The sequence below is a fragment of the Psychrobacter immobilis genome (assembly GCF_904846175.1).
Taxonomy (GTDB): Bacteria; Pseudomonadota; Gammaproteobacteria; order Pseudomonadales; family Moraxellaceae; genus Psychrobacter; species Psychrobacter immobilis_E.
On record NZ_CAJGZM010000002.1, the window covers coordinates 271118 to 289828 of the forward strand.

Consider the following 18711-nt stretch of genomic DNA (forward strand, 5'->3'; position numbering starts at 1 on the left):
ATCTAGTTATCTTTTAAATAAGGGCTTAATCTAGCCTTATAAAGCCCGCTAAACGTTTCAGCCTTTGCATACTGCTAAATCTAAAAGTGATAGTTATATGACTCCAGAAGTTTATAGCTTTTACGACTCAAAAATGATCAATCATAATCTTAGAAATTATTATCAAATATTTATATCAACCTCAAATTTCTAAATATCCCCACTTAACAAGGACCGTTGCATTGAAACCTATCTATTTACCCTTAGTTTTTAGCCTTCTCGCCATATCAGGATGTAGTGACAAAAATAATGCTGAAGTGACGCCATCGTCAGTAAGTGAAAAAAAGGCAGTCGATACTGCTGAAGTTGAAAATGATAAAAAAGAAGAAAAGTGCGTTATACCTGATGGAGAGGGCTATGACAAAGTCGGTTGCTTAAGAGACGGACTTGCAGGGGTCATTAAGCAGAGTAACGATGGATATGATAAAACCAATAGAGTAGGCTATATCGATAAAGACGGACAATTAATTATTCCGTTTGAGTTTGATGCGATAGTGGCAGGAGAGGGTGGAGAATCGTTAGCGTTCAATGACTTCTCAGAAGGCTTGGCTGCTGTCAGTAAAAACGATAAGTACGGTTTTATTGACACAAAGGGTAAGGTAGTCATAGAGCCAAAGTACGAGTGGGCAAGTAGTTTCTCTGACGGACTCGCTATTGTCAGTGTTGAAGATCTTTATGGCGCTATTGATAAACAAGGTAAAACCGTTATCCCGTTTGAATACCAAGCTTTAGCTGATTTCCATGATGGATTCGCCACAGCAGCTCGTCCACCTAAAGATCCAGAAGATTATGAAAGTAAATATGGACTGATTAATAAAAAGAATGAGGTGGTTATACCTTTTATGTATGAAAGTATGGGCAACTTAAGCGAGTCGCTCATCGCTGTTAAGAAGGGCGGTAAATGGGGTTATGTTGATACAAAAAACAAAGCGATTATCACAATAAATTTAGCATATGAAATTGTCAATGATTTCTCAGATGGCTTGGCTGCTGTCTTTAGCTACGAAGAAAACAGTGACAACCTTAAATACGGATACATTGATAAGACAGGTAAGCTTGTAATCCCCATGCAGTTTATCAAGGCTTATTGGGATGATAGTGAAGGTCTAATAGATTTTAATAATGGTATTGCTGTCGTTAATGATAAAGAGGGTCGTACCTTCTGTATTAATAAAAAGGGTAAGGAGACTCAATGCCCGGATGGGGTAGGTACTACTGATAATAAACTCGATGATGAGGCTGATAACTTAGATGAGGAGACTCTAGATGCGAAGAGTTCTGGTGCCCCGCAATTCATCGCCATAACTGATTATCTCGCTTTAAAACCTAATGAAAATTGGACATGGGATAAGCTAGCGGCGATACCCTCTGCAAAAGAATGGTTTAATAAAAAACCGGTCAAAAACGACGATTCTGGAGCCTCAAACTATTCTATTAGTGCCGATTTAAGTGATACCGGTTGGATAGCAGCTTATGGTAGTCAAAATCAGCCAAATATTATCGTCATATCATCAGATCAAAGTGCATTAGAAAGCGAACACCTTGAAGGAGTTTATCATGCTAGTGATCTTTTTAATCAAAAAGACCTAAGTCTTATTCCCTCTAATTGTAATGTTGATTCAATCTTTAGTCAGAAGTTCTATAAGTGGCAAAAGAAAGGATTTCAACCTTTTTATATTTACGATGTCACTATGCTTAATACTTCGAGTGCGCGAGCAGAACTTGGTATAGCAAGAAGCTTAGAAGAGTTTTTTAAACCTGAAAACGAGAATCTAAACTTGGAAGTACGAAGCATAGATGCGAATGATGATGAAGTTACTTGTACCTTTAAATAGTGAGAAATAATGGTACTACTATTGGCTACCCACTACAAAAAGATCGGACAACTGAACCGACCAAGTATTGGCAGAGACTGACCATTCTGAGAGATTACGACAATCTCGTAATCTCTCGGAGCTCTTGTATAAGCTGCTACAAGCTTTTTAAGCTGTTGCTAGTAGCAGTTAATCGAATGGTAGTTTTACAAGATATATAATATCAATATCCAATCAAGCTAAATATAGCTAGAATTAAGAAGTTGCTGTTGCTTTTAATTGCTTAGATATTTGCTTTTCGTAAGGAGAGTGGTAGTCATGACTAGATTTAAAACGTCTATTATTTATAACGTGTTGATTTTGAGCTTATCACTGGGATTAACGTTACCAGCTGTTAGTGCAGACTTTGCTACGACTCAAGCGTTGGCAGAGCAAGATGATGCGTATGCTCAATATAGGCTTGGCTTTAAATATTATATGGGTAAAGGCGTTGAGCAAGATTATGCCAAGGCATTCGATTGGTATTTAAAATCTGCCTCTCAAGGTAATGCTGAGGCTCAAAATAATCTTGGCGAATTATATGATAAAGGCAAAGGTGTTGAGCAAGATACTCGTAAAGCGTTTGAGTGGTATCTGAAAGCAGCAGAGCAAGGTGATGCTAAGGGGCAGTTCAATGTTGGTGCTCTTTATCACAAAGGGGAAGGGGTCGAGCAGAGTGATAGCAAAGCCATAGAGTGGTACTTAAAATCTGCCTCTCAAGGGAATAATGGTGCCAAGAATAACTTGCAGCTTCTAACCCTTAATAGAGAAAGCAGACCTCAAAATCAAGCTAAAACGATTGAATGGCTTACCAAAGCCGCCAACGAAGGTAATGAGAATGCTCAGTTTGAACTTGGCGTTCTCTATCACGAAGGTGATGGGATAACACAAGATTATAGCAAAGCTGTTGAATGGCTCACCAAAGCAGCTGATCAAGGACAAGTAAAAGCCCAGTACGTTCTCGGAGCGATGTACTACTTTGGAAGAGGGGTTGAGCAAGATTATAGCAAGGCTAGGCAGTGGTGGCAGCAATCAGCCGATCAAGGTTATGACGAAGCTCAATACAACCTTGGAGTCATGTACAGTCATGGCGAAGGCGTTGCTCAAAGCCATAGTAAAGCGTTTGAGTGGTATCAAAAAGCGGCCAAACAAGGACAAGTCGATGCGCAAAATAATCTTGGGGTCATGTATGAAAATGGCAGTGGTATTGCTAAGGATTATGCGAAAGCAGTGATGTGGTATCAAAAGTCCGCCGCTCAAGGCTTATCTGAAGCCCAATATAATCTGGCCTGGATGTTTGAGAATGGCTATGGTGTAAAGCAAGATTATAAGCAAGCGTTTAACTGGTATCTCAAAGCCGCTAAGCAAGGTGATTCGATGGCAGCATATGTCATCGGCAAGATGTACAACTATGGCAGAGGGGTAGCGCAAGATAAATCCCAAGCTGATACATGGTTAAATAAAGCTTGTGGGAATGGAGTAGAAATGAGCTGCAATCAGTAACCGCTGTCTTTTCGAGAACACTAAATTAATAAAGCGTTCCGCATATCCGCTGTATCTAGGCAAAATCTTTATCATTATGAGTGTCTGTATTATTAAGGATAAGCTATGACTGTCTCTATGCTGAAAACGGTTTCTATTCATACAGTAACGATTTTAGCTTTATTGCTTGCGTTAGCTGTGCCAGTAATAGCCGCAGACTTTGCAACCACTAAGCTTAAAGCGGAACAAGGGTATGCTGATGCCCAGTACCGCCTTGCCCTAATGTACGACTACGGCGAAGACATAGATCAAGATTATGCCCAAGCCTTTAAGTGGTACCAAAAGTCTGCTAATCAAGGATATGCAAACGCGCAATATAACCTTGGTTGGATGTATAAAAATGCTTATGGTATGGCAGAAGATAATGCAAAGGCGGTTGAGTGGTATCTAAAAGCTGCTAACCAAGGTTATGCCTCGGCTCAAGCCACCGTTGGATCAATGTACTATAGTGGTAAAGGGGTTACTCAAAATTATGCCAAAGCCCTTGAGTGGTATTCGAAGGCTGCGAACCAAGGAGACGCAGTCGGTCAGTATAATATGGGAATAAGCTACTACCAAGGCGTCGCCTTACCTCAAGACTATGAGAAGGCTTTTGAATGGTATCAAAAAGCTGCGGAGCAAGGTTTTTCAGACGCACAATATAATCTAGGTCTGATGTTTGAGGAAGGAGAAGGCGTTAGTCAAGATTATAATATGGCGCTGAAGTGGTACCGAGACGCTGCTGATCAAGATGATGCCAGTTCTCAATATCGCCTTGGGGTGATGTATGAAGCGGGGAAAGGCGTTGTTAAGGATAAAATCGAAGCACAAGAGTGGTATCAAATCGCTTGTAATAACGGTTATGCAAAAGGCTGCAAAGCTTATGATAGGAGGCTAAATGCGAAAGAGCTGCGCCGTCATTAAGATTTTTTAATCAAGATATATCCCGTCCAAAATAGCTAACAGACATCTGCAGCAGTGTATATCTAGCATGTCTAGCAGCAGGGCACTCTTTTCCATTGACCCTCTACACGTTTGAGAGTGTCGTCTTTAAAGCGTGCCAGTTGCTTATGCGGATAACGTGTTGCATAGCCTAAAACTGACTCCAATGTTTTATTACGCACAAACTTTTTGCTTTGTGGATCATAGAGCCAGTAAATATATTTATCACTGTGATCGCCTTCTGCGACGTTTAATACCAGATCAAAATAGCCGTCGTAGTTCATGTCCACATATCTGGTACTGTGCGCCGCTGCTTTAAAACCCGTTAACTTCTGCACCACTTTATTCGTATCTTTATTAATGACATCAACTTGGGTAATGGCAGAGCGATACCAACGCTCATCGTCGACGCCATAATATTTAAAGACAAACTGTGGATACGTTTTAACAGGAATTGCTGGGGCAAAAGTGGTTTTTTTGATTGTCGCTTTGCCCTCAGGATAGTGGGTGACTGTTCCTACTAAGGTATTATTACGCAGATTTAGGGTGCCATCGATGGCATATTCTGGTGGCGCTTCTAAACCAAGCTCTGGATCATATGATTTTAAGGTTATATTCAAGCCTTTCTGAAATCCTTCGACTGATACACCGCCCTCTTTGTTTAGATAAAATAAGGTGCCATGCGGATTCCACACCCCTGAATATATCGTTAATAAGAATTTTCCATCATCTGAGCGCCAATCACGCTCGGCATAAGTGATGACATCCGTGATTAGCTCGACAGGTTTTGTAATAGCAGATTTGTTGGTCGAAGTTGCCTTTGTGGGAGTAGCTGCTTGTGTACTAGGTATCATACTAACTAGTAGCGCTGGCAATATGAAGCAGCTTAAATGACTTTTGAAAGTAATATATTGGCATTTCGATCGAAGCTTTGACATCGCCTATCTCCCTATAATGCATTTGTGTGGTTATACGTCCAAATCTTATTTATCGATTAAACAAGATCTATATACTGTGCTCACCTTCCTTGTTTGCACTGATTTTTTATTATAGCGCTGTTCAATTAGCTTCACCGAGCGTTTATTGTTAATAGGGCTGGTTAAGACTTTATGATTTATGGGGTTTTTAATATGGATATAGGAATTTGTGCTAAACAATAGGCAGATTGAGATCTGGATCAGTCAGCTCTTATTTATGGACCAATATACTTCATAGGTTAAGTGAGGAACAGTTGTGAGGTATGTGACCTATATTTGCTAAAGGGCAGATTGTGCACAGCAGTGACAGAAAAATGCATGGTTTGGTTTAACGTTGTATGGAAATCAATATACATTTAATCATTCGGTGTTTAATAAGTCGACTAAATATCTTTTATTGCTTAGAGAGTAGTGTTGATTGATCATGACGGCAACTAACTTAGTGAGCAGCAGTAAAGGCTGAATATAAATAAATATCCTAATGCAGTCCGCAATATTAGGACTCGGTTTAGCTATAAATACTTTTGCTCTATAATTGCACTAAATGCGTAAGCGCTTTGCCAACGAATTATAATAAGGGACTTTAATTGATTTTCGATCCTTGGGTTTGGCTGGGCTTTTTCATTCTGGTATCCTACACGGTAGAAGCAATAACTGGCTTTGGCAGCTTAGTGATAGCGCTTTCCCTAGGGGCGTTGATACTGCCAATAAATCAAATGATGCCGTTGGTGGTGCCTCTCAACGTTATAATGACCGGCTATTTGGTCTGGCGTAATCGTCGTCATATCTACTGGCCCGTATTACTTAAACTAATTTTGCCGCTAATGATATTAGGGACACTGGCTGGATACGGGTTGCGACCTTGGCTTGGTGACTCTTTACTCAAACTGCTGTTTGGCGCGTTGGTGTTCTGGTTTGCCAGTCGTGAGCTCTGGCGTATGTATCGCGGTATACAAATCGTCCCACATACTTTGATGCTGAGTCGAGCGTTAACCTTTGGCGCAGGCATTACGCACGGTCTTTTCGCATCAGGCGGTCCGTTACTAGTTTATGCCCTGGGTGGCATAAAATTAGACAAGAGTCGCATGCGTGCCACTCTGTTGTTTGTATGGTTTACATTAAATGGCTGTTTATCAGTGCTATTTCTGATTGACGGCACGTTGATTCCTAGCTTGCCACGTCTTGTCTTCTATCTGCCATTGCTAGTGGTCGGTGTTCTATTAGGGGAATACCTGCATAACCGTCTAAACGAGAAGCGTTTCCGGCAATTAATTTATGGATTATTGGTGATAACTGGAGCACTGCTGATGGTTAATGCAGCTACTTAATTACTTATAAAGAAGGCATAGCTATATTGGTGGTAATTTTGCACACTACAAATCCATTATTAAGTAGATGTTGCCTAGATCAACCTAAAATCATATTAGGAACAGGTTAAATTTGTTAATGATGATATCTAATTAAGCTTTGGAATCTATATAGCTGAGCTATAGTCAGTTCTTTTTAAATAAGATACAATCGTTTTAAAACAAGCGAAATGGCAGAAGAACAAATGACCTATTCAGCAGATTTTCGAGCACAAGTGATTAAAAGTGTCAAAAACAAAGACATGAGTATCCGTCAGGCTTGTACTTTTTATAATATTAGCAAAACCGCATTACAGCGCTGGCTCAAAGATTCAAGTATCAAACAAACTCGGGATAAGCCACCGACTAAAATACTGAATGAAGCACTGTTAAAAGACGTTGAACAATATCCTGATGATTATCTGTACGAGCGAGCTAGGCGCTTCAACTGTAGTAAGACAGGCATGCACACTGCTTTAAAACGTCTAGGTATCAGTCAAAAAAAAGACCTTAGAGCATCCAAAAGCGTGTCTGATAAAAAGAGCGGCTTATCAGAGTAAACTTGATAGTTTTATACAGCAAGGCTATCCCATTATTTATATGGATGAAAGCGGCTTTGAGGCTGAAACCATTCGTTCTCATGGCTATGCACCGATAGGCAAACCCTGTATCGATAGCTACAACTGGCAAGCAAAAAAGCGAACTAACGTCATCGGTGCTCTGTATGACAAGATACTGTTTGCGCTTGATTACTTTGAGCAGAATATTAATGGTGACATATTCTACCACTGGTGCAAACACACGCTCATTCCAAGTCTTAAAACCAAATGCGTGATCATTATGGATAATGCCCGCTTTCACAAGAATAAACGTATCCAGAAACTACTGAACAGGCATGGTCATCGCATTCTATGGCTACCACACTACAGTCCTGATCTAAACCCCATTGAGAAAAAATGGGCACAGGCAAAGTTTCTACGCCAAGGCTGGATGGAGAATAATCTGCCTAAACTATTCCAGGATATGGGCTGTATTTCTTTTATTGTGAATTGACTATATGCTGAAGAAACCATACAAATAAACTTGGTAAACTAAGCATATTCACAGGAGTTTACCATGGCCAAGAAAATCAGAATCTACAGTGCAGAATTTAAAGCTGAAGCCGTTAAGAAGATAGCAGACAATAATGGTAATATTTCATCTACTGCAAAGCAACTTGGCATCGCCATGCAGACCTTATCTAATTGGAATAATAAAGCCAATCAAGGTAAGCTTATCGGCACAGAACAATATGATCCTGATCTTATGACGGCTCTTCAGGAAATAAAGCAGCTCAAACGACAGCTTAAAGTGGCCGAAGAGGAAAGGGAAATATTAAAAAAGGCCACCGCGTACTTCGCAAAGCACAGTTAGTGAAGTACGCCTTTATTAAAGATAACCAGCCCCTCTTCAGCATTACTACTATGTGTCGTGTGCTAAAGATTAAGCATTCAAGCTACTACGAATGGTTGAGTCGCGATATCAGTGAGCAACAAATACACCGTAACCATTGTGAGCTACTTGTCAGAGCCGCTCACAGTGAAAGTAGAGAGCGCTATGGTTATGAGCGTTTACATGCCCGGCTAACTTAGCAAGAGCATCATATTAGCCAATACATGGTTAGAAGTATCAAAGAAGAATATGGCATCAAATGCCGTCGTCATAAGCGTTTTAAAGTCACCACTGACTCTAGTCACAATAAGCTAGTTTATCCAAACGTACTTGATCAGCAGTTCGATGCCAGCCGGCCTAATCAAGCGTGGGTCAGTGACATCACCTATATCTGGACCCATGAGGGCTGGCTGTACTTGGCTGGCGTTAAAGACTTATATACCAAAGAGCTGGTTGGCTACGCTATCAATAAGCGCATGACCGCAGATTTGGTCTGTCGTGCACTCAACATGGCGATTAAGAACAAACGTCCAAGCAAAGGGCTAATCGTTCACTCTGATAGAGGCAGTCAGTACTGCAGCCATGCCTACCACAAGATTATCAAGCAGCATCAATTTAAAGGCTCAATGAGTGGTAAAGGCAATTGTTTCGACAACGCACCCATAGAAAGCTTCTGGGGCGTATTGAAGAATGAGCTTGTGTATCACCAATACTATAAAACAAGGTTTGCAGCCATCAACGATATCATCGGCTATATTGAGCTGTACTACAACCAATCAAGAATTCAAAAGGGCTTGGGCTATAAGTCGCCAAGACAGGTGTGGTTTGACTTTTATCGTCAGGCTGCGTAACTAAAATCTCCCAAGTTTAACTGTACGGATTTGACGGCAGGGGTCATGTAGTTTAGTGTTTTAATTGTCGTACTTTATCGGAAAGTTAGGTCTCCGACAACACCGAGGCGGTTCAGATAGGTCTTCAAGCACTACTTACTCATATACAGCTAATCTATAAAATAATCTTAAAACTGCTATTACTTTTAATAAAACCATTTGATTAAACCGAACTTTTATTTATACATATCTTGACTACGTTAGAAAAACGGATATAGTTAACCTAATCAATTTTTGAATTAGAGGTAGATAGATTATGGGTATTTTTGATAGATTCACTAAAGCCGTAACTGATCAGCAAGTACCAAACAATGCGCATGGAGTTATAGAAACTGGGAAGAATAAAAAAACTGGTGGGCACAATCATACTACAAATACAGGTGATGATCGAACACCTGCACAAAAAGCAGGTGATAAAAAAAGAAAAAAAACTGAGTAAAATTATCTAATAAAGCCTATAAACTATACCTATATGCAATTGGAAAAATAGATGGCTGTTTTGAGTGTTTTTATTAATCTATAGCTTAGACGTAATTAAATAAAAGAGCCCAACACGAATATGCTGGGCTTTTTATTTAAATAATTAAGTCTTTTATAAGCCAATAATTAATATTGCGAAATATTTATTTGACCATATATATCGCCTCTACCGAACAGCAATCAGATACATTAATCAGACCATTGCCGTACCAAATACTTATGTCATCAGTAACTATATTTTCAATAGCTTCATTTACAACGAAGTACTCTTCAAGTGATAATTCATAGTCAGCTTTAATCCTAAGTATCAGAACATGCATATTAATATTTTGAGGAATCTGGCTGATAATTTGATTAATTGCTCTTTTTGCTCGGTCTAATTTATCTGTACCCATTGCAGTGGCCTGTATAAACCGAGCAGGCTTTGTGAATTGGAGTGCCTGCTTAATAACATCAGAATCTGTAGTAATTAATTTACCCCTCCTACTTGACATGAATTCAGATACTTTCATTACTTGTTTCACTTCATTAGTCTTACAGACAATAATACCGTCTACTACATCGAGCTTATCAATACGTTTGCTAGTAGTTTGCAAACCAAATAAGAATGCCGCTCCTGTTTCATGTTTTAGGTTGGTCAGTGATGCTACGTCCCAACCATCATCAATGAGAAAAAATGCAAACTCAGATAAACAATAATTCTTCATTGATGGCATATATAAATGAGTAATGGGGATACTATCCAACCAAATATCTGTCATCCACGGTGCTATAGTTTTAATATTAAAGTCTTCCAAGTTATCTCTCACATTAAAGATTTATGTTATATAAGTAGTTATTAATAGCTGGAATTAGAAGGCACTCTAAAAAAGAGTGCCAACAAAACGTAAGTTAAATAACTATATTTTTACCAATACAACCAACAATATCAACTACTTGAATTAATATTAGTCTTCGAATAATTTAAATAAGCCATAACCTATAGCTGCAATGGCAGCAACTGGTGCAGCGGCAGTAATAATGGCACCTGCAGCCATCCCCCCGCCAACAACACTGCCAATTGTAGCCATACCTGAGGCAATAGCAGCAGCACCTGCTGTACCTGCAACTCCAGCCGTACCAGCTAAAGCTGCACCAGTTGTTCCCGCTGTAGCAGCCATAATGGTTGCAGCCGAACCACCTACAACAGCAGATGCTGTGGTAGCAGCTACAGTTCCTGTAGCCAAGGCTCCAACCCCAGCCGCAATAGTCGAGTTTTTAACTTCTTTTTCCATGAGACATCCTTTTTAAAGTAATTATTTAACTTAAATCCTATTTAAACCAATATTTCGTTAATTTGAATTATTGGCTTACGGCCTAATGTTCAAGTCTTAACTAATGAACTGAACCAGTGAGAGCACCTTATTGTTTAGCCGTAGGTATACTTCTCAAGCAAGTAAGCAGTCATGAAAGGGGCATTGCTCTATTTGGACCCCAAAAAAACAAATCTACTTAAAAACTACTTATGTTGACGTCTATACTCTTAAGTAGTTATATCTTAATATCTATTAATTAACACAAAGCCTTGAATCATTTAAAAAAATTAAGATAAATTTATCTTAATGACACCCCCGATGCTTTTGAAATACTATTTAATATATTAAGGCTTAAATCTTTCGATCCATGGAAGGGTAGCGTTACTAATTGTGTTATTTCTGGATGCCGAAAATGTAGATGGCTTCCATTAGTACGACTTAGTATCCAACCATTTTTTTTAAGAATTCTAATTATTTTCAGTGCTTTCATGCTGTTTGTCCTTTGTCTCTTGAAAAGTAGCTGGATAAAAAGTCATTTAAGCTTGTAACAACAACTTTCGCTAATTCGGTGACAACAGCTTTGATGATTGCTTGTAAAATTTTTTCCATAACAGCATCTCTTTTTAATATTTGGGTAGGATTTGCCCAGCGACCACTGATGCAATAACGCTATAATATTCGATTATCGAAAGTAAGTAAACTATTGAATATATTTATTACATTGATTATACAATGTAATTGACAATTATTCGATTCAAGGTTATATTCCAACCAAATACAATAACTTTGGAGAGAAAATGGCTTCTTATATTTGGTCAGCATCCCTTAATATGACAGCCGGCTGTATTTTTAAGCACTTTAGACACGTAAGTAATATGGACCAAGCTACTGCCGCAGAAATATCCAATCTACCTGCTTCAACTATATCTAAGCTAGAATCCGGTTCTGCAAATATAACGATAGAGCATATTTTTATACTGTGCGGTATTTATAAGATCTCATTAAGGGATTTTGCTCAAGTTGTTGAACTAGCTGTATTGGAACTACAGAAAGAAAAAGTTTTTACATATTTGGAGAAATCTGAATCTGAATCTTTAAAAATCAAAGAACATACAGTGGTCGTAGACACTGATAACTCTTTATTGTCGCTAGGTGCTGGAGCAGCAGGATTCGCGGCACTATTAGCAGTAGCACCGGCAGCATTATTGGGTGTGGGAATAGGAAGTGTAGCAACACCTCTAGCGCTAGCTGCCTTATCAAGGTACAAGGGTAATAAATCAAAAAAGAATATAGAAAGTACAAATATTGAGCCTGAAATTACTGAGGTAGAAACGGAAAGTGAGCATGAAAAGATAGAGTTGCCTAAGCTATCAAGTAAACAGATATATTCTTTATTGAAGGACTTCCTAGAGAATGAAGCTATGAAAGGCATAGCGGTAGATGGCTGTTTTTAAAAAGCTCTATTGGTATGTGGAGCTAGTAAACGTTTTCATTGATTCAAAAGGCTATGGTCCATATTTACTAAAATAAAAAGCCACGATATAAACTAACATTGTTTATATCGTGGCTTTTTTATCGAATAGTCTCGTATGAATGGTGTATACCCCAAGGGAACCAGCTATTTCACCCTTCAAACCTATTAACAGACCACTTATAACAGACTGTTTTAGGTGTTTGTGTTTATCAGAGTAGATTCATGAATAAAAGATCTCAGTAAGAGTCAACTAAAGGACAACTTCTTCATCCATAATTAACATCATATGAACAATAAATCTTAGTAATGAGGAGTAGCGTATCTTTCCTGCATTATTCTCATGTTTATCGGGTATACAAATGCCAAAAAGCCAAGTTGAAAAATCTTCGTTTTCAGATTTTTTCATATTCTTCGTTTCAGCCAAGTCTCGAACGGCTTTAATCAACTTCTTGTTACTGGTCACTAGCCACGCTTTTTTGTTAGGTAACAGATAAGTGCTAATCATCAAGAACCGTTTAAATTCGTTAAGGCTTTTTTCCGGGAATGAGATAGTAGCTGAGTGCGCAGTGATGCCCGAAGATGCCTTCGTAAGGTACCACTGATAATCCTCATTATTGTCACGGCGTAAGCTCATAATGTTTCTAAAAAATATATCCAAAAATTTGTACTCAATACGTTCATAAATACGCATTGGTGTTATTTGATCTTTTAGAAGTACAAATCGATAATGTCCGGGTGTTGTTGTAGTTATAGCAGCAACTTTTTTAGCTCTATATATTAGCACTTCAGCATCCGCCACCATTAATGTTGCTTTACTGGCAGCCTCTTCAATCGTGTAATTACTTTGAACCTCATTCAATAAAGTAGTTATTTGCTTGATACCATAACGACTCAACAGCTCATCTGATGAGAAGGAGTCGAATAGTTTCACTTCAGCAGACTCATCGATATTAGTTGTAAAAATAGGGTGCTTTATTGAATTTTTATAGTGCCTTTGCGTAGAGTCTTTAAATAGTAACTTTGCAACATCCCTTAAAGCGATCGAATCACCTTGAGCAATAATCTTATTTTCTTTGATACGTTGATTCTTAATGCCTGTGATGTTTGTAAACATAGATGCTGGCAAACGGATATTTGCATGAGCAAGCTCAAAAGTTCCTATCAGAGTTGCAGCATGATGATAATACTCAAAACTACGTTTAACCGATAGGTGGCCCATAATACCTGATAAGGCATGCCACTTATCAGGCCCCTCCGTATCTACACCAAGTACTCCTCTTTTAAGAGTGCTAATATGAGTGTCACTATAACCAGTAAGGGCCGTTGCCAACTGGGATCTAGCGTTTAGTACCAAAGCCAGGTTAGTAATTGCAGTGTGACGAAAACCGTGAAAAGCAAAGCTAACTTGCTTATTACTAATATCCTCCATAATTTTCTTAAATAACTGTAATGGCACATGTGAAGGGAGTGGCTGAGTGTCTGTTGACAAGCTAAAAATATAAGTCTGTTCACCTTGTCCTCTACGCGACCGAACATAACGGTTAAAAAAACGCAGCTTAGTAGGAGTCAATAGTGCAAATATAGGCACTCGTCTTTTGCTAATTTCTGTTTTAAGCTTACGATAGCTATTCGGTCGTAATACAGCAGAAGGCTCGCTTATTTTTAGCCCTTCAATATCATTAATTTTTAAACCTAGAAGCTCTTTTTTGCGCATACCCGTTCGATAGGCTAAGATAAATAATGACATCAGCATGTCACGCTCAACGCTGTCTATTGAAATCTTTATTTGATTGAGAGTTGCATAGTAGGCTTGTGGTGATACCCATTCTGATCGTACTTTAATTTGCGATTTGGCTTGTTTAATTGTGACAGATGGAAAATCAAAATATTTTTCTGCTACTTTGTGCAGCCTCTGTAAGAGTTTTGCTGAGTATTGAATGTCAGTATTACCTCGTTCTATAGCTTTGTGCTCTAGAATATCCTCATAAAGGTCAGTAAAGTCCTCTTCGTCCCATCCTTCGATATCTTGTTCTTTATAAAAGTAACACCATTCATAGCCGACAACGCCAAGATATCCATCAATAGTTGTACGCTTGGGCTCTTCAGGTGATTTTAATAACAAGATAACCCATTGAACGATAATTTTTTCATATAATGGTCGCTGCTCAGTCAGCAAGATGCTTATTTCTTTATCTACCCCATGAGTCAACCAGTCAATGAGTAAGTTTGGTGGTTTTAAATAATACGGTGTTAGATCCCACTGAAGTGATGACTGACAAAACTTAGGATAGCGTGATTTTTTAGGTTGAGTCTTTTGTAGTATTTTCTTTAGATAGCTAACAATATCTGCCTTACGATAATCAGTTTTTAAATTTTTCTGACTGCTTTGATAGGTTTTGGCATTTATTGATAATTTCAGTAGCTCCTGAAGAGAGTAGGGTTTGTCTATATTGACGTATGATTTACCCATTAAAGTGATAAAGTCATGAGCCATCAACCCAGTCGTTCTCTCATCTCCTTGAAGCACACCTACGGATGCTTGATCAATACTAACACCTGGTAGCATTTCCCAATGGTAGCTTGAAAGTCCAAGCAAATTAATTAGCGTTGGTACCTTAATGCCTAATGGTTTGAGCAAAGGTGATAGGGCTTGCTTTAGTAGTTGCTCTATATCTTTTATAGAGCTCAATCCAAAATGATTGTCCTTTCTAATTTGATGATAGTGAATTAGCCAACACTGACTAACTCGGTCTAATACAATTTGCTGGCTGTTATACATTTTACTTTTGATTTGATCTTTACTTCTTTCATTATATTCAACACGTTCATTACCGTAGCTAGGATGAGAGTAGCGAATCGTCGTTATTAAGTGGTAATCAATAAAGGGCTGAAATTTATTGTTTAAGCATTGATGTAGCCATGGCAACAGCCAGTTTTTATTATTTATACCACCGTAGACTATCCCAGAAAACACTAACCATGCGACTGTTTGCTCTAAAGTAAATGTTTTTTGAGTTTGCCAATGACAGTGAACGGCATCAATAACTTGTTTTATGTTCTTACCGTTATGTAGCCAATCAGCCCCTATACGCAGTGGGTTGACTTTAACCTGTTTGGGCTCTTGAGGTATGGGGTAATGATAAGGCTCTAAAATATAGTAATGATTATAAAATTTTATAAATTTAGCTAACGTGTTATAAGACCACCTAAACTTGGCAGCAGTGATATAGGTTTTTTTAATATAGTTTTCGATTGTATCTACAAGTTTTTCAAAATTCTCATTAGATAAGACTTGCCTACGAGCATTTAACATCTGCTGGTGTGCGTCAATGTATTGATGCCAAGTGAGGTAGTCACTGTCTAATAAAGGTTTCGTTGCAAATGAGAATTGCAATACAGGGAGAATATTTTTGAAGTTTTGAAGATATTTATTTCCAGATTTGAGTTGACGGTAATTATCGTTTTGGATGTTGTTCACAGTATTTTGAAGTGTGATTTTCTTATCCCACTGTGTTTGCATATAAATTAAAAATTGATATTTATCATAGATATGACTTGGCGTATCCTGTTCATTTCTGATCAGTTGGTAACCCAAGTTGCCATGTGGATGAGTAAAGCCATCAACAATTTTAGGTGGGTAAATAGGCTTTAGCATAAGGGTAGATCTCAATAATTTTATCAATAAAAGGAGTATGGTTTTTAAAGTCTAAGCTTTTAGCTATATGCTCAAAGTTCTTACGAGCATTAAAGATTTGAGCTTTGCTAATTGAGGATAAGCTACCTAATGCTTGTTGTCGTGGTTTCTCATGACCGATGATAGTGTTAATTAGCGACATGTTAAGCTGCTGAACTTCTAGTTGTACGCGTACGAAGTGCCTGGTCCAATATGGATCAGAGAACGGTGCGAATTCTCGACTCAGCTCAATGATTTGCCCACGTTTTATAGCGTCCAAGGAGTCGTGGGTTTTACTAAGAAGGTTTAATAGACTTATATCATGCCCGTTTTTTATATTATAGATATCAGTACTGATTTGATGTTTATAAGGGGCGTCGAACACACTTAGGTAAATTTTATATAGCTCAAATAGTTCAATAAGAGAATTACAAAGAGGAATCAAACGATGGCTTTGGGTTTTGCGATTTGGCTTATCATCAACTAAGAACCAACCGGTCTCAAGGTCTAAATCCATTACATTGGTCAGTCCATTATTTGGCCTAGCACCTGTCAAAATACAGAATACATACCAGACATAAGTGGTAAAACGATTGAAGAAATCATTTTCAGATTTGCTAGAAAATACCCAAGACGCCAGTTTTTGTATGAGTGATTTTACATAGTCTAACGATAGAGCAAATCCAGATCCAGTGGTGAAATTTTCCTTATATTTGTCAATGAAGCCAAGATCGAAAATATTATTTATATCCAGTGTTTCCAGGGCTGCTCTATAATGACTGACCAGCTCCTGATTACTATGACTGCTATAAAAAATGGCTGGAGCTTTTGATGATGGCGTTCGACAGATAAGATCAGCAATATGAGAGTCGCTACCATCAGTGTAACGTAACAAAAAATTATGTAATGCAGGTTCTATACTAGAAATAGATAAATTGGTCAGTCCTAGCTCAGCTTTCAGTATTTTTAAATAGTTGGTAATTTGCTCTTTCTTTACTTTATAAGCAGTTTCTTTCACGTGATTCAACAAATAAGTTGGTAGTGGAAGCTTTATCAAAGATTTTTCATTCAGGTTCTTTTGTGGATCGTAGTTTTCTACTTGTGTAATGTTTAAATCTGACTGTAGATACGATCTATATTTACCGATAACGAATAGGCCTGAATCCGTCAAAAATCCCTTTTCCATTAATGTGGAAACTGGACATGCAGTAATCATGGATAGTAATAGGACAGATGAGATAGCCTTAACTTCACTATCATTACTTTTAATATCAGTAGCCAATCTATTGAAAACAAGTTTGCAACCAACCTCAGGTAACAGTCTGGGATTAGAATTAAATCCCAAATCACGTTGACTGATGTGATTTTGCATCACACTAAAATCAAGAGATTCCAGTTCAAAGTGAGATCTCCTATTTTTATGGATAAGGACACGATAACCAAAATATGGAGATTCATAGTTATCAGCTTTTTCTTCGATACTAGCGGCTGTATCAGCGCCGTTAGTAAGAAAGTTGATAGAAGTTCTAATCGCTGGCCTACCACTTTCGTGGCCATTAACCATAAATTCATTATTAGTTAGATTCAAGGTAGAAAAATCTTGGTGAGACAATTTAGGAGGTTTGGTTTTTTTTGATTGTTTTCCTTTTTTTGATTGTCTAGGTTTAACACTCGTTTTCTTTGACTTTTTCGTTTTTTCGTCAGGATACCAGGCTCTGTTCAGATATCTGTTAATGATAGAAAGTTGTTTGATTTTTTTAGCTCTGAAATCTGTTGTTTCTGTACTCTCAAAAATACCTAGTTCTTTATTGGCTATAGCACATTCATTTTCATCCTTCAGCTCTTCAAGTTTTTCTGAAAAGATATTTATTATAGAATCCGGGGATCAAGTGATATCGTCAGTAATATCAGGTAAAAAACTCCAAATCCACATATGGTTTTTAGTCTGATAAAAGGTGGCAGTTTTGAACCTGATAAGTAGTGTTGTAGAGTCCTCTTCCTCGGGTTTACCGTGAGCCTTTAGAAGTATATTGATATAAATAGCGATTGCTAACCATTCAGCTTTATAGGTTTTATGGTTCAGTACTGATAAAAATAGTGCTAGTACTTGTAATATATATGGTTGAGTGGAAAACCATTTCCTTGAGATATTATACTCAAAGTCATGTTTTTCAGCGTATTTTCGAAGTTCTGATGTATTGAGAGTTTTGTTTTTTAGGATGATTTCATGGATGTAAAGTGCAATATTCTGTAGCAGTTCAAATGCGTTTTTTTCCAAACTCAATCCATCTAGGTTAAAATTTTTGATAGCACCCACTACAGACGAGTTATCTATTATTTTTGGCTGATTTTTATTATTCATAAGTTTTCCTTCTCGATCTGTCGAACGTGCTTTGTGAGATATCTACGGCTTTAATATAGTCATTAATGGTAAATTTATTAATACCAAACAGCTCTATACAGTCACTCTGCGTCAATTGTGCTTTCAGTAATCTATATATTGATGCATGCATTAAATGACTTCCGTATCCAGACAAGCTTTTTATAAGAAAAGATGTCTCTTTAAATAAAAACACATTACTATTATTTATTGTTTTTTTAGTGTTTGTAAGTATGCATTCATCTTTATATATTTTATTTATTTTTTCATTCTCTAAAATTAATAAAATAGAAAAGTTGTTTTTTATAAAACAAAATCTTTCTGATTTATCTAATATTGTATTGAGGCTTAAAATATGTGTAATTGCCTTGGAGTTCTTTTTTAGAAATAACTCATTAGATAAATATCTC

The 18711-nt window shown here is 37.7% G+C and carries 16 protein-coding genes and 1 pseudogene; 9 read left to right on the top strand and 8 right to left on the bottom strand.

The features are described 5' to 3' along the window. Positions 1-221 precede the first annotated feature (221 nt). From JMW39_RS03690 to JMW39_RS03700, 3 genes are all read left to right on the top strand, one after another. Complete coding sequence (locus tag JMW39_RS03690) at positions 222-1874, top strand: WG repeat-containing protein (protein WP_201543946.1); 1653 nt, start codon at positions 222-224, stop codon at positions 1872-1874. Between the two features lie 297 nt (positions 1875-2171). Beyond that, positions 2172-3395: a tetratricopeptide repeat protein gene (locus JMW39_RS03695; RefSeq protein WP_201543948.1), complete on the top strand. Its 1224-nt coding sequence runs from the start codon at positions 2172-2174 to the stop codon at positions 3393-3395. Positions 3396-3500: 105 nt separating this feature from the next. Next, positions 3501-4337 (top strand): tetratricopeptide repeat protein, encoded by an 837-nt coding sequence (locus JMW39_RS03700; protein WP_227679225.1) that lies wholly within the window; start codon positions 3501-3503, stop codon positions 4335-4337. Between the two features lie 71 nt (positions 4338-4408). On the opposite strand, the gene JMW39_RS03705 is transcribed toward JMW39_RS03700, so the two are convergent. Beyond that, on the bottom strand, positions 4409-5209 hold the full coding sequence (locus tag JMW39_RS03705; RefSeq protein WP_201543949.1) for an XAC2610-related protein: 801 nt from the start codon (positions 5207-5209) through the stop codon (positions 4409-4411). A gap of 710 nt (positions 5210-5919) precedes the next feature. Between JMW39_RS03705 and JMW39_RS03710 the strand changes: the two genes are divergently transcribed. The 5 genes and pseudogenes from JMW39_RS03710 to JMW39_RS03730 all read left to right on the top strand — a co-directional run bounded on the left by JMW39_RS03710 (position 5920) and on the right by JMW39_RS03730 (position 9438). Next, entirely contained in the window at positions 5920-6660 is a 741-nt protein-coding gene (locus tag JMW39_RS03710) for a sulfite exporter TauE/SafE family protein (RefSeq protein WP_265088439.1), read from the top strand. 209 nt (positions 6661-6869) lie between these two features. Then, a complete protein-coding gene (locus JMW39_RS03715; protein ID WP_320157908.1) occupies positions 6870-7238 on the top strand; it encodes an IS630 transposase-related protein in 369 nt (122 codons plus the stop codon). After that, positions 7213-7731: an IS630 family transposase gene (locus JMW39_RS03720; protein ID WP_265088443.1), complete on the top strand. Its 519-nt coding sequence runs from the start codon at positions 7213-7215 to the stop codon at positions 7729-7731. The genes JMW39_RS03715 and JMW39_RS03720 overlap by 26 nt, the downstream gene beginning before the upstream one ends. A gap of 63 nt (positions 7732-7794) precedes the next feature. Next, positions 7795-8960, top strand: a pseudogene (locus JMW39_RS03725) (IS3 family transposase). A gap of 295 nt (positions 8961-9255) precedes the next feature. Then, positions 9256-9438 carry a hypothetical protein gene (locus JMW39_RS03730; protein ID WP_201543951.1) on the top strand — a complete coding sequence of 61 codons (183 nt, stop codon included), beginning with the start codon at positions 9256-9258 and terminating at the stop codon, positions 9436-9438. A gap of 184 nt (positions 9439-9622) precedes the next feature. On the opposite strand, the gene JMW39_RS03735 is transcribed toward JMW39_RS03730, so the two are convergent. The 4 genes from JMW39_RS03735 to JMW39_RS13300 all read right to left on the bottom strand — a co-directional run bounded on the left by JMW39_RS03735 (position 9623) and on the right by JMW39_RS13300 (position 11383). Next, the gene (locus tag JMW39_RS03735; protein WP_201543953.1) at positions 9623-10276 is read right to left on the bottom strand and encodes a hypothetical protein; all 654 of its coding nucleotides are present in this window, start codon (positions 10274-10276) and stop codon (positions 9623-9625) included. A gap of 150 nt (positions 10277-10426) precedes the next feature. Beyond that, positions 10427-10705 (bottom strand): hypothetical protein, encoded by a 279-nt coding sequence (locus JMW39_RS03740; protein ID WP_201543955.1) that lies wholly within the window; start codon positions 10703-10705, stop codon positions 10427-10429. A gap of 367 nt (positions 10706-11072) precedes the next feature. After that, positions 11073-11264, bottom strand: a complete 192-nt coding sequence (locus JMW39_RS03745; RefSeq protein WP_201543957.1) for a type II toxin-antitoxin system HicA family toxin — start codon at positions 11262-11264, stop codon at positions 11073-11075. Continuing rightward, the gene (locus tag JMW39_RS13300) at positions 11261-11383 is read right to left on the bottom strand and encodes a hypothetical protein (RefSeq protein ID WP_265088440.1); all 123 of its coding nucleotides are present in this window, start codon (positions 11381-11383) and stop codon (positions 11261-11263) included. The genes JMW39_RS03745 and JMW39_RS13300 overlap by 4 nt, the downstream gene beginning before the upstream one ends. Positions 11384-11571: 188 nt before the next feature. Between JMW39_RS13300 and JMW39_RS03750 the strand changes: the two genes are divergently transcribed. Next, complete coding sequence (locus JMW39_RS03750) at positions 11572-12228, top strand: helix-turn-helix domain-containing protein (RefSeq protein WP_201543958.1); 657 nt, start codon at positions 11572-11574, stop codon at positions 12226-12228. A gap of 270 nt (positions 12229-12498) precedes the next feature. Here the strand turns inward: JMW39_RS03750 and JMW39_RS03755 are convergent, their stop codons facing one another. The 3 genes from JMW39_RS03755 to JMW39_RS03765 all read right to left on the bottom strand — a co-directional run bounded on the left by JMW39_RS03755 (position 12499) and on the right by JMW39_RS03765 (position 18283). Next, positions 12499-15903, bottom strand: coding sequence for a site-specific integrase (locus JMW39_RS03755; protein ID WP_201543960.1), 3405 nt, complete (start codon positions 15901-15903; stop codon positions 12499-12501). Continuing rightward, positions 15878-17485, bottom strand: coding sequence for a hypothetical protein (locus tag JMW39_RS03760; protein ID WP_201543962.1), 1608 nt, complete (start codon positions 17483-17485; stop codon positions 15878-15880). The genes JMW39_RS03755 and JMW39_RS03760 overlap by 26 nt, the downstream gene beginning before the upstream one ends. A gap of 321 nt (positions 17486-17806) precedes the next feature. Continuing rightward, complete coding sequence (locus tag JMW39_RS03765; RefSeq protein WP_201543964.1) at positions 17807-18283, bottom strand: hypothetical protein; 477 nt, start codon at positions 18281-18283, stop codon at positions 17807-17809. Positions 18284-18711 lie beyond the last annotated feature (428 nt).